Raw genomic sequence first — 12,903 nt, 5'->3', positions numbered from 1 at the left:
CATAACATGAATATGTTGCTTGTTGATGAGCATGTATTTGGATGTAATTAATTGATTCTATAATACCGATGCAGGTGCATCGAATCGCTTTCACTAGAACGATACGTACTGATACATATCGTTCCATGCCCTAAATTTAAGGAGGACTATTATGAAACCTTTCGAACTCGCACCATTACCGTATGCTTACGATTATCTTGAACCTGTTATCGACGCAGAAACAATGAAATTGCATCATGACAAGCATCATCAAGCGTATGTTAATAATTTGAATGCTGCTATCGCGAAATACCCTGATTTAGCTTATGGCTGTGTAGACTGCATCCTCGGCGACATCGCTAATGTGCCAGAGGACATCCGCCAAGCGGTTATCAACAACGGTGGCGGTCATAAAAACCACATTATGTTTTGGGATATCATGACGAAACCAGATACGTCTAAATTGGAAGGCCCTTTGAAGGACGCTATCGATGCTGATTTAGGTGGCTATGATGCCTTTGTTGAAAGTTTCTCCCAAGCGGCGGCAACACGTTTTGGTTCCGGTTGGGCTTGGCTAGTAGTTAATAAGGACGGCAAACTAGAAGTAACATCTACGGCTAACCAAGATAACCCTCTTTTGGAAGGTAAAACGGCTATTCTTTGCTTAGACGTGTGGGAACATGCATATTATTTGCACTACCAAAACCGTCGCCCAGACTATATCAAGGAATTCTTCCGCGTTATTAACTGGGATAAAGTATCTGAAAACTACGAAAAAGCATTGAAACCTCATCATCAATAAGATAGCTTTAAATCCTCTCAAAACTAGATATATGTTAATAGATAACGGATAGTTGATATATTCTCCTCCATATTTGACTGGGGATGTATTATCTATCCGTTATTTATATATAAAAATTTTGATATTTTTAGAAAGAACTTTCAAAAGTATAGCCATGGATACAGATTTTCTAATCGATATCGTTTATCATAGTGTCATAGGTTATGAATATAGACCTGTTAAATAATAGTACAACAGCCTTATATACGCATCGTATAGGGTTATAATTAGTATATGATAGAAATTTTTGACACGAGGGGATCAAAATGGAAAAGAAATTAGATTTGTCCAAATCTGTATATGATTTGGTAAAAGAATATCCTGAAGTAACTGAGATTATGAAAAGCTTAGGGTTCAGTGAAATCACTAACAAAGTGATGTTAAACTCTGTTGGTAAAATCATGACCATTCCTAAAGGGGCTAAGATGAAAGGCGTATCTATGATTGATATCGTAGGTGCTTTTATGAAAGCTGGTTTTACCTTAGAAGGTGAAATGCCAAACCTACATGGTGATGAAGCAACATCTGCTGAGAATGCTCCTGTAGAAGCTGCTACGACTCAAGTAGAGGCATCTAATACCACCCAAAATGCAGAAGCTACCGTAGAGGATACTGTACCAGATAGTGAACGGGTAGAGCAATTAAAGGGATTCTTAAAACGTTTAGGAACAGGTGAATCACTTGGTGCTGTTCGTGAAGACTTTGCGAGCCAATTCAAACATGTTGAGGCTAGTGAAATCATGAAAGCTGAACAAGGTCTTATGCGTGAAGGTACACCTCTAGAAGAGGTACAACAATTATGTGACCTTCACTCTGCGTTGTTCCATGGTTCCACCATTCATGAACAAATGGATGCAGAACATGCTAAGGTAGAAGCGGTTCTAGAAGCACAAGAAAAGAGCAAGAGCGTTGTGGCTTTGGTAGAGACTGTAGGTCATCCATTAAACCAATTAACAGAAGAAAATAAAGCGCTTAACGATTTAATTGAAGAACTTCGTCCTAAGGTAGCCGATAAAACGGCAACCATTGATGATGTAAATAGAGTGCGTCAACTATCTGTTCACTATGCTAAAAAAGGCGATTTATTATATCCAAAATTAAAGGTGGATTATGCGATTGGTGGTCCGTCCATGGTTATGTGGACTGTTGATGGCGATATTCGCGACCAATTAGGTGATTTAGCAAAATCTAGCCAAAGTGTAGATGATTGGTATAGACGTTTTGATGAGCTTCTTACACGTGCTCAAGAAATGATCTACAAAGAACAAAATATCTTGTTCCCAATCTGTGCAGAAAACTTCAGCAAAGAAGATTGGTATCAAATTTACAAAGATACAGCGCAGTATGAAGACATCTTTGGGGTAACACGCATTGCTTGGCCAGAAGCTGATGCCGCATTAGCTGCGCAAACTACAAAACCAAGTGATGATAATAATGCTATCGGTTTAATTGGTGGTACTTTAACTGTAGACCAACTAGATGCTATGCTCAATACAATGCCAATGGAGGTAACCTTCGTTGACCATGAAGATATTAACCGTTACTTCAACGATGGTGAAAAGGTATTCAAACGTCCTACTACAGCAATTGGCCGGGACGTGTATTCCTGTCATCCGCCAAAGGTAGAACCAATTGTACGCGGTATCATTGATTCTTTCCGCAAAGGTGACCGCGATAATGTGGCAGTATGGCTTGAAAAACAAGGCCGTCCATTCTATGTAAACTACATGGCTGTACGCGACCAAAATAATAACTATATTGGTACATTAGAACTCGTACAAGACATGCAATTTGCAAAGGATCATTTCGCTAGATCTAAATAAGAAAATTATATAATCTGACCATATACAAAAAAGCTGCTCTAGAACTGATACTAGAGCTGCTTTTTATATGGGGAGTAGATTTTTTATAGATTGCATAGGGCTAAGGTTGTATATGCTCAATAATGCTATGTGTAGCTACCTTAATATTGGTTAAACTTGTTGCTAAGTTTAGGCGCACAAAGGTGGCGTAGTTTTCGCCTCCAAACCATTCGCCAAAGCTAGGTGCGATGCGGCATTGGTTTTCGAATAGGTCATGCATATCTTCGGCTTTTACATAAGCGCTAAAGTCAATCCATGCTAAATAGGTGCCATTCATAGGGCTGATGCGAATTTGTGGTAATGCCGTACCAAGCTCTCGGCATAGGTATTCATAGTTTTCACGAATGACAGCTAGTACATCTGTTAGCCATGCTTCCGCCTCTGGGTGGGTATATGCCGCAGTGATAGCCGTTTCTGCGATAACATCTGCATCCGTGTGGTACACTTGCGCTTTGTAGGCGGTGTATTGATTTTGTAAAGCCTCATTTGGAATTATCACTTCGGCTTGGTGTAGACTGGCCATGTTAAATGATTTTGACACAGATGACATGGTTATCATATGGTCTGCATAATGACCGTTGGATACGGATAGTGCGGACGTAAACGGTGTGGAACCGGTAATAAGGTCTTGATGAATTTCATCACTTATGATGAGCACATTGTGTTGCTTACAGATACTAAATAATCGGTCCATTTCTTCTTCGGTCCATACGTGGCCCACGGGGTTATGCGGATTGCAGTGGATGAACACCTTCACACCGTTTTGACTAATGGCGGACTCGAATGCATCATAATCGATAGTATATTTATTGCTCAAAGTGCGATGTAGTGGCACTGCAACGATGCGTCTGTATGCATCATTGGCGCGGGCATCGAAGGCTCCGTACACGGGCGTAAGGACTGCAATGGCATCGTTTGCTTTGGTGAAAGCCCCAATACACCACATAATACCAGTAATAACATTGGGAGCGCTGGTGAGCCAGTCTTTAGAAAGTATACAGTTGTGGCGCCGCTTATACCAATCTATGACTGCTTCAAGATACTTGGGATTTGTCATGGTATAGCCTAAAGGGTTAGCTTTCACATAGTTACAAATAGCCTCTTGAATGCACTGAGGTGTCATAAAGTCCATATCGGCCACCCATAGTGGTAATAGATCGGTGCGGCTGAATTTTAAATGTTCACCGTCCCATTTGCGGGAATGAGAACCGCGGCGATGGATATAATAGGTTTCGGTAAATTCTCTTGTGTTCATGGTAATACCTCATTTGTTGTATTGTATGTATGTATTATAGCAATAAACGTATATAAAATAAGCATATTGTAGCTCAGCTTCTTGACGGAGTTCGCTTTCACAATTTAAAATGTACTATAGAATAGTGTGTGTCTCACCAGTGACCACACTCGTATCGAATGGTTACAAATGATAAATTCTTGGCCGTATATAGTGGGCGATGTTCATATGTGAGTTTGCTTCATCGAACTGTGCCGCTATATGGGAAGGCTAATATAAGTATAGTACTGGATCCTGTTAAGGAGGCATGTGCCATGAGTAATGAATTGAAACCCCTTCATTTTGATGCGGATTACACGATGGAGGAGGCGCTCGCTGAGGCGAAACGCTGTCTAAACTGTCCGAAACCTTTGTGCCGTATGGGTTGTCCTATTGAAAACGAAATTCCTCGTTTTATCCAAGCTATCGCGCACGGTAACTTTGGTTTAGCCAACGATATCTTGGCGGAACGTACAAACTTGCCAGCTATCTGTGGTCGCGTGTGCCCTCGTGAAAATCAATGCGAAGGTAACTGCATCATGAATAAGGCTAAGAAACCGCCTATCAACATCGGCAAATTGGAACGTTTTGCTGCCGATTTTGAAAGCATCAATGAATTGCGCAAACCTAAGAAAATTAAACAAGATCTTGGCAAAGTAGCCGTTGTTGGTTCTGGCCCTGCGGGCTTATCCGTTGCAGGTGACGTAGCGAAACTAGGTTATGATGTAACTGTATTTGAAGGTCAATCCGAACCAGGTGGCGTATTATTATTCGGTATCCCAGAATTCCGTTTGTCCAAATCCGTTGTACGCCGTGAAATCGCTCGCCTTGAAGGTTTAGGTGTTAAATTCGTATGTAATACATTTATCGGTCAAGACAAATCCCTAGATGATTTATTCGCCGAAGGATTTGATACTATCTTCATCGGTACTGGTACGCATATTCCTCAAGAAGTGCGCATGGAAAACGATCAAATTACAGGCGTATTCCAAGCGATGTACCTCTTAACTAATGTACAACTTGTAGAGAATGGTGAGCTTGAAGAAAAAGCGATTCCTGTGAAAAAAGGAGACCGCGTTGTTATCATCGGCGGTGGTAACGTAGCGATGGATGCGGCTCGTACATGTGTACGTTTAGGCTGTGAATCCGTTACCGTAGCCTATCGCCGTAGCCAAGAGCAAATGCCTGCATTATTATCCGAATACGAAGAAGCCCGTGCTGAAGGAGTTCAATTCCAATGGTTCGCTTCTCCAGTTGGCGTAGAAGGTACAGACAAGGTAGAAGGCTTCAAATACGAAGTGATGGCCCTTAACGACGATGGTGCTGGTATCCATGGTACAGGTAAATACCAAGTTATGCCTGTAGATAAAATCATCATCGCTGCTGGTCATAAACCTAATGCACGCCTCGTTGGTGAAGGCAATAACCTCCGTGTTGATGAAAAAGGTTATATTCTTACATCCGAAGAACCATACGGCATGACAAGCCGTGAAGGCGTATTCGCCGGCGGTGACGTAGTGCATAAACCAGCTACTGTAGTACTCGCTATGCGCGAAGCTAAAAAAGCTGTTGATGGCATGGTTAAATACATGGAAATCAAACGTGCTATGGCCATTGCAGAAGAGCATAAATAAGAATTTTATGTACAAGAATATACATGTATGTGTATTTAAGCATAATTTTATAACATAATATGAATAAAAATCCCTTGCGATATGAATATACCGCAAGGGATTTTCTATTATATGTCATCATAAATCAAGTTAGTATGGCCCCTCTTAGTTGGTTGTCGTATTGTGGAGGCAAAGAGTTGCTATTAAGGGATAGTATAGAAAGTGAGGTTTCTATGACGTATGATATCGTATGTAGTGAAACACAGTCAGAAAAGGCTATCCAACACTTAGGCGTTCTCATTCTCTTATGGCGCCGCCACTATCACATAACTCAACAAGAGTTAGCCAAACGGACCGGATTGTTACAGTCCTATATTAGTGGACTGGAAAAGGGGAATATAGACCCCCGTATATCTACACTGTGTAGGATAGTCAATGGCTTTGATAATATGCCTTTAGATACATTTTTTGGAGGCCCTGACTTAGGCTTTATCGACTTGCATGGCATAGAACATCGACATATAGAATTTCATTAAAACCCTAAATCCTCGTTGATGATAATGATCTCCATAGTTTGCATGTTGCGCATTTTCTTGTAGTAAATGGTTAAGGCATTGCAAATTCTGTCCGGAGAACCACAGTCGTAACATTTTTCTTCTAATTTGGCACAAGGGTTGAGAGAGCTTTTCTTATTCTTTTTGCTATTTAGTGGGGCTGCTACATTGCGTGCTCGATAGATGGCCGAGGCTAAGTCTGGTGTAATTTTATTGCGACCTAGTACAAAGAATACCTCTTGCGATCCGAATAGGGACGCCGCTACACGGTTGCCAGTGCCATCGATATTGACCATTTCACCTGTTTGCGCCAAGGCGTTAACAGAGGTTAAAAATACATCGCGGCCCATGGTGCGTAATGCGGTATCGCGGAAGCTTTCACCAGGAAGAGGACGCTGAATATCTGTTATGTCATCGTTGAACTCGGATAAGGCATCATGAACCTTGAGCTCTAATAAGGTGCGAGAATCGCCGATGGCTACTTGTTTATGTTGGATACGAGACTGTAAATAATCAACAGCCTCAGAGCCTGTTTCAAAATAATGGACTACAAATTTATTACGCTCTAAGGCTTTGATGGTTTTCTCTATATCGATGGGAGCATCATTGATTTGAGGATTGATAACTGCATTGATTGTTGTTTCTGTATTGGCCATGAGTCCTCCTAATAGTACATATAAACTAGTGAGGTAAACTAAATAGTGTTTTCGAAGTGCTGTAAGGTAAAGAGTATTTTCTAAGTAATACGGTATTTCTATTACTAGTATTGTACTGTTTTATGTGGTTGTTATTCAACATAAGGAAATCATGTTTTTAGGTAAAAGAATGATACTGTAGTATAGATCGTTTTTTATGTAAAATATTGGAATAGAATCCATATTTAAGTACTAAATAATAAAACTTTGGAATGAAATCCAACTTTGTGATAAAATTAACATAAAGTTGGAATGGAATCCAAAGTTATTGGGTAGTCGATATGATATCTGACAATACTAATAAGAGGGTTCCATCTATGAGAACGTACATAGATGAGGAGGCTCTTATGAAATTAATTCAGCGTCAAGGATATTTAGATTTTTTAAGGCGTAATCGAAATCGGCCTATTGTTAAGGTTGTCTCTGGTATACGTCGGTGTGGTAAGTCTACATTGTTTAGGCTATTTAAAGATGAGCTGTTATCGACAGGTGTTAAGCCTGAACAGATTATATCTATTAATTTTGAAGAATTAGAATATGAGCATTTACGCGATTACCATGCGCTGTATCAATATATTTTAGAACGCATGCAGCCTGATCAAATGAACTATATTTTTCTTGATGAAATTCAACATGTTGATCAGTTTCATCGCGTTGTAGATAGTTTGTTTGTAAAAGAGCATACAGATTTATATATTACGGGATCCAACGCATACTTTATGTCCTCTGATATTGCTACACTTTTGACTGGTCGATATGTGGAAATTCAGATGTTACCGTTGTCCTTTAGTGAGTTCTACCATAGTAAATACGATGGGAATCAGTATTCTTTAATTCCTGCCTATGAGTTCTATCTTCGTGAAAGCTCATTCCCTTATACTCAACAATTGGGGGGCGAAGATTTTGATATACAGGAATATCTACGAGGCCTATACAATACCTTGTTATTACATGATGTAGTGGCTCGCTTAAAGATTAATGATGTTACCATCTTACAAGACATTGTACGATATATCATGTCAAATATAGGTAGCTTGCTTTCACCAAATAAAATTGCCAATTCTCTCGTTAGTGCCGGTCGAAAAATTGATAATAAAACGGTAGAACGATATTTACAAGGATTGCAAGATAGCCTATTGCTATATAAGGTAAATCGTTATGATGTGCGTGGCAAAGAATTATTGCGTATTAATGCAAAGTACTACAGTGTGGATGTAACATTACGTAATCTATTAGTTGGCAACGCGAGTCGTGACACAGGACATATTTTAGAGAATATCGTTTTTCTTGAACTTATTCGTCGTGGTTACACAGTATATGTAGGACAATTAGCTAAGGGCGAAATCGATTTTGTTGCACAAAAAGCAGGTGTTACGGAATATTATCAAGTCAGCGAAACTGTGTTAGATCCTAATACACTACATCGTGAGCTCGCACCGCTTAAGGCTATACAAGACCAATATCCAAAGTTTTTGCTCACCTTAGATGAATTAAATAAAAATGCAAATTATGACGGAATTCAACAACGAAATGTTTTAGAATGGTTGTTAGAGAGCTATTAAATTGCTATAATAATAGTATTGATATGGCATAAGCCAATGTTAAGGAGGCAAAAATCGTGGATTTAATTCAAAAATTAAAAGACCAAGTAAAACCATTAGGTAAAAAAATCGTGTTGCCAGAATACAAAGATGAACGCGTATTGAAAGCAACTGAAATCATTTTGAAAGAAGGTTTCGTAACACCTGTACTCGTTGGTAACCCAGCTGAAATCGCAGAAGCTGCTAAAGCTGCTGGCGTATCCGTAGAAGGTGCTGAAATCATCGATCCAGCTAACTACGATCGTTACCAAGAAATGGTTGATACATTCGTAGAATTGCGCGCTAAAAAAGGTATGACTCCTGAAAAAGCTGACGCAACTATGAAAGGTGACTGCTTATTCTTCGGCGCTATGCTCGTTCGTCTTGGCGCAGTAGATGGTATGGTTGCTGGTTCCGGTTGCCCAACTGCAAACGTATTGCGCGCTGCATTACAAGTTGTTGGTACAAAACCAGGCCTTAAAACTGTATCTTCTTCCATGTTCATGTTCACAAGCAAAAAAGAATATGGCGATGACGGTATGCTCGTATTCTCCGACTGCGGCGTATTGCCTAACCCAACTAGCGAACAATTGGCTGATATCGCAGAATCCACTGTAGAAAAAGCTCGCAAAGTTGTTGGCATGGCTGACCCTCGCGTATCCATGTTATCCTTCTCCACAAAAGGTTCCGCTTCCACTCCAGAAGTAGACAAAGTGGTTGAAGCTGTTAATATCTTGAAAGAACGCAACGTTGACTTCAAATTCGACGGCGAATTACAATTGGACGCTTCCATCGTTCCTTCCGTAGCAGAAAAGAAAGCTCCTGGCTCCAACGTAGCTGGTAAAGCTAACATCTTGATCTTCCCTGATCTTCAAGCTGCTAACATTGGTTACAAATTGGTACAACGCTTCTCCGGCGCTGACGCTCTTGGCCCATTGATTCAAGGTTTGGCTAAACCAGTTCATGATCTTTCCCGTGGCTGCTCCGCTCAAGACGTTGTAGACGTTGCTGCTATCGCTGCTGTTGAAAGCATCTAATAGTTGCATAATTTCATATATAAACATATGTCGTATATGTTTTGATATGCTGAAAGCTGGCTCTATGAGCCAGCTTTTTTGTGTATTAATAGGTTTGTATAGTCTTTATCCCGTAGTCTTTATATTAGTTGATGGGTATTCTCAAATTTGTAGCTACTGCGACAGACAGGATTTACAATTTGGCTTATAGTATAGATATAATTTGAACGTATTGTAGTTACATCATTGGAGGTGTATCTTATGAGTGTAAATACTATCAATAAATCTATGACGGTCGCTGATGCAGTTAAGGTAAATCCAGAATTGATGGACGTGTTGGCGAAGGATGGTATCGACTTTTGCTGTGGTGGTGGATATCCATTAGTAGAGGCCATCGAGGCTAAAGGTAAAGATGTAGATGAATACATCGCTATGTTGAATACTGTTCAACGAGCACAAAAGTCCTCTCGCGCAGAGGTACTTAGCTATTCCAAAGAGCAATTAATTGATTACATCGTTCACAACTATCATCGAGAACAATTGGATATGATTGATGAAATTGATCAAGGCTTGGAAAAGCTCCTCAATGTACACTATGACCATCATGGGGCAGAGTTGACAGAAATCTATCAAACCTTCCTTCAATTGAAATCGGCCCTCGTGCCTCATTTTCGTCATGAAGAACATGTAGACTTTCCAGAATTTATAGCAGGTAAACCTGTAGATTTTGATGAACTTCGTGCTGAACACGAAGCCGCAGGTGTGCTCTTAGAATCCTTAAGTGAATTGACTAATCATTACACTGCACCAGCAGATGGTTGTGCTACCTATGTGTATGTGTTTAAAACAATGAAAACTTTAGAAGAGGGACTTCATGAACATATCTTTTTAGAAAACTCGGTTTTGTTTGAAATGCCGTAAGATGTAAATATGGAATTTGTATAAATAGATAGGAAAGGTGTATCATTACATTAAGAACATTTGATTTAATCAACATACAAATGTAGTTATATTCGAGACCATAAAAAGGAGAGAACCATGATTTCTGTATTCGACACAAACCCAGTTACATTTGAAGACAAAGATCGTACATTAACGATTAGTTATAATGGTGTGCTCTGTAAAGATGCAAATGGTACTGTTACGACTGATATTGATTTTGAAGACGTAAATGAGCTATATCTTACAAGATATTTGAATTCAAACAGTAATTATACGATTACGTTCAGAGACCATAATTGGAAAAATATAGAAGGTCAAGATTTAGATACAGACCGTAAGGAATCTAGTGCTGGTCACAATATCCGCGAAACAAAAGCGATTATTGCAGCATTTGCTCGCCATAAATTGACTGCGGACTTCCCTGCAAATTTAGACACCCTTCAATTGCCACTTGACTACTCCTACATGGGTAAACGAGAAATCACCATTAAAAATGGTGTTATCTCAAATGGTAAGGTTGATATTCCTATTAATGAAATTCGCCGCGTAGTATGTGCATCCAATGGTACGATTAGTAAACTGTTAGTATATAAAGAAGAAAAACCTAGCTCCTTCTTCAAAAAGATTTTCGATTCTTGTGATATGAAAATCACCTTGAACGCTATTACATTGCCATTATTAGAAGCCATCGTAACACGCAATACAGGTCATGGTATCGACTTCTCCCGTGGTAACGGCTTTGATCAAAAAGATTCCAACTATATTATTATTCGCTACCTTGACTCTGGGTTCTTCCTTGAAAAAGACGGTACAGTACCTACAGAATGGCAAAAAACTGCGGCTGAAACAACAGCTAAATTTAATTACGATGTAAATCAACTCATTTAGGCATAAACTTAATATATAAACAATAGCCTCTATGGATTCCTTGCTGGTGAAGGCATGTCCATAGAGGCTATTTTATAGCTTTAAATCTACTGTAGAGAGAGTTACGTTAGTTTTGTACCGCTGTAAAGCGTTGACGACCAAATTTGTGGTTGCTGATTTCGTCTACTAGAATTTGTGCGAATGTATCATAAGAGATATAAGGCTTGCCTTCTTTGTTTACGATAATATTTTCATTACCTAATATATAGTCATTAGATTCAGGACCTTCTGCATCTAAGATTGGTGGTGGGGTAAACATTGTCCAGTCTATATTGCTGAATTTACGCAAGATATCGTCAGATTTACCATGAGTTTTGGAACGAACTAGGAACTCTGGTGTATCATTTAGTTGAACTGTGTGATCTTCGTCTACATAGAGGCTACCTGCACCACCTATAGCGATGAGGCGTGTGTTTGTGTTAGACAATGCTTTTACAAGTAATAATGTCAAATCTGCTGGTAAATGATACATATCTGGTGTGAAAGCACTTGTAGCGTTTACTACTACATCAAATTGACTTAGTTCTTGTTTTGTTAATTGCAATGCGTCTTTTACGATGGTTGGAATTCCTTCAATCGCACCTTCACGGCGCACAACGCCTGTTACCTGATGACCTGCTTTGAGGGATTTTTCTACAATGCGACGACCGGCCTTGCCATTTGCACCGATTACTAAAATGTTCATGTTGTTTCTCCTTTTTATGTAAAGTGCCAAACAATTAATTCTAAGCTTGGTGGCCTATGGCCTAGGCAAAGTTGTTTAGAACTAATCATTTGCGTCTACTCTAACATATGATTGGTGAATATATGTTCATCTGATGACATCATTATATAGAGGTGCCATTATTTTGAACAGTAGAATGATTCAGGATAGGTACTATCAAAAGTGATAGAATTGTGATATTTACTGGGCTAAAAATTTTCAAAAAGTTTTGTACCCTAAAAAAAGATACTATAAAATACTTGAAATGGTAAAAATATGTGATAATATTTGAATTATATTAGAACGAAAAGGAGAATCACCATGGCAGAGCAACTTGTAAATGTTCATGATTTAGTGGGCCGCTGTCCGTATGCAACGAGCCAAAAGTTATTAGCCGGCAAATGGTCTTTATTAATCATGCACGAATTATCTGAAGGGCCGGTGCGCTTCCGTGAATTAGAACGCCGTTTATATCCAATTACGCAAGCCACTCTTACTAGAGCGCTTCGCCAAATGGAGGATGACGGTTTAGTTCATCGTGAGGTATACGGTACTATTCCGCCTAAGGTAGAATATAGCCTTACCGAAGTAGGTGCAGGATTTAAAACCGTTTTAGCATCCCTCGAACAATGGGGGAACCAATACATTGACTACATGAAAGCCGCTGGTCGCATCTAAGAAATGCCAGCGGCATTTCTTATCCCTGTTTCACCAAAATTGATTCGGATTCTTTATTATACCTAAATTCGGATAGAGCTTTATGTAGACGAACCTACTTCCTAAAAATCGACTTTGGCCCTGTCCCAGAGGGACAGACCCGGCCGGTGGAGATTTTTAGGGAGTAGGTTCGTCATCTTAAACGGACTAAGCCGAAATATGGTATAATAAAGAATACGAATGATATAAATTCTCAGTAGT

The 12,903-nt window shown here is 39.5% G+C and carries 12 protein-coding genes; 9 read left to right on the top strand and 3 right to left on the bottom strand.

Going from position 1 to position 12,903, the window contains the following annotated elements; translation table 11 throughout:
• Positions 1-151: 151 nt before the first annotated feature.
• A complete protein-coding gene (locus VIHSUH07_RS02095) occupies positions 152-781 on the top strand; it encodes a superoxide dismutase (RefSeq protein WP_105083713.1) in 630 nt (209 codons plus the stop codon).
• Positions 782-1,086: 305 nt separating this feature from the next.
• Positions 1,087-2,643, top strand: coding sequence for a DUF438 domain-containing protein (locus tag VIHSUH07_RS02090; protein WP_105083712.1), 1,557 nt, complete (start codon positions 1,087-1,089; stop codon positions 2,641-2,643).
• A gap of 100 nt (positions 2,644-2,743) precedes the next feature.
• Here VIHSUH07_RS02090 and VIHSUH07_RS02085 read toward each other — a convergent pair whose 3' ends face one another.
• On the bottom strand, positions 2,744-3,937 hold the full coding sequence (locus VIHSUH07_RS02085; RefSeq protein WP_105083711.1) for a MalY/PatB family protein: 1,194 nt from the start codon (positions 3,935-3,937) through the stop codon (positions 2,744-2,746).
• 293 nt (positions 3,938-4,230) lie between these two features.
• Between VIHSUH07_RS02085 and VIHSUH07_RS02080 the strand changes: the two genes are divergently transcribed.
• Positions 4,231-5,589 (top strand): NAD(P)-dependent oxidoreductase, encoded by a 1,359-nt coding sequence (locus VIHSUH07_RS02080; protein ID WP_105083710.1) that lies wholly within the window; start codon positions 4,231-4,233, stop codon positions 5,587-5,589.
• 59 nt (positions 5,590-5,648) lie between these two features.
• The gene (locus VIHSUH07_RS02075) at positions 5,649-6,104 is read left to right on the top strand and encodes a helix-turn-helix domain-containing protein (protein ID WP_369819922.1); all 456 of its coding nucleotides are present in this window, start codon (positions 5,649-5,651) and stop codon (positions 6,102-6,104) included.
• Here the strand turns inward: VIHSUH07_RS02075 and VIHSUH07_RS02070 are convergent.
• Complete coding sequence (locus tag VIHSUH07_RS02070; protein ID WP_105083709.1) at positions 6,101-6,778, bottom strand: lactate utilization protein; 678 nt, start codon at positions 6,776-6,778, stop codon at positions 6,101-6,103. The two genes, VIHSUH07_RS02075 and VIHSUH07_RS02070, sit on opposite strands and share 4 nt — an antisense overlap.
• Positions 6,779-7,164: 386 nt before the next feature.
• Here VIHSUH07_RS02070 and VIHSUH07_RS02065 point away from each other — a divergent pair, with 386 nt between their 5' ends.
• The 4 genes from VIHSUH07_RS02065 to VIHSUH07_RS02050 all read left to right on the top strand — a co-directional run bounded on the left by VIHSUH07_RS02065 (position 7,165) and on the right by VIHSUH07_RS02050 (position 11,243).
• Positions 7,165-8,379 (top strand): ATP-binding protein, encoded by a 1,215-nt coding sequence (locus VIHSUH07_RS02065; protein WP_105083708.1) that lies wholly within the window; start codon positions 7,165-7,167, stop codon positions 8,377-8,379.
• Between the two features lie 56 nt (positions 8,380-8,435).
• Positions 8,436-9,434, top strand: a complete 999-nt coding sequence (pta, locus tag VIHSUH07_RS02060) for a phosphate acetyltransferase (RefSeq protein WP_105083707.1) — start codon at positions 8,436-8,438, stop codon at positions 9,432-9,434.
• Between the two features lie 240 nt (positions 9,435-9,674).
• A complete protein-coding gene (locus tag VIHSUH07_RS02055; RefSeq protein WP_105083706.1) occupies positions 9,675-10,334 on the top strand; it encodes a DUF542 domain-containing protein in 660 nt (219 codons plus the stop codon).
• Positions 10,335-10,451: 117 nt separating this feature from the next.
• On the top strand, positions 10,452-11,243 hold the full coding sequence (locus VIHSUH07_RS02050; protein ID WP_105083705.1) for a hypothetical protein: 792 nt from the start codon (positions 10,452-10,454) through the stop codon (positions 11,241-11,243).
• 106 nt (positions 11,244-11,349) lie between these two features.
• Here VIHSUH07_RS02050 and VIHSUH07_RS02045 read toward each other — a convergent pair whose 3' ends face one another.
• Complete coding sequence (locus VIHSUH07_RS02045; RefSeq protein ID WP_105083704.1) at positions 11,350-11,967, bottom strand: NAD(P)-dependent oxidoreductase; 618 nt, start codon at positions 11,965-11,967, stop codon at positions 11,350-11,352.
• Between the two features lie 339 nt (positions 11,968-12,306).
• Between VIHSUH07_RS02045 and VIHSUH07_RS02040 the strand changes: the two genes are divergently transcribed.
• Positions 12,307-12,663: a winged helix-turn-helix transcriptional regulator gene (locus tag VIHSUH07_RS02040; RefSeq protein ID WP_105083703.1), complete on the top strand. Its 357-nt coding sequence runs from the start codon at positions 12,307-12,309 to the stop codon at positions 12,661-12,663.
• Positions 12,664-12,903 lie beyond the last annotated feature (240 nt).

It is taken from the genome of Veillonella sp. T34266-5, from assembly GCF_002959815.1.
Classification (GTDB): domain Bacteria; phylum Bacillota; class Negativicutes; order Veillonellales; family Veillonellaceae; genus Veillonella; species Veillonella atypica.
The sequence above is the reverse complement of the archived record's forward strand: the minus strand, read 5'-3'. Positions and strand labels throughout refer to the sequence as shown.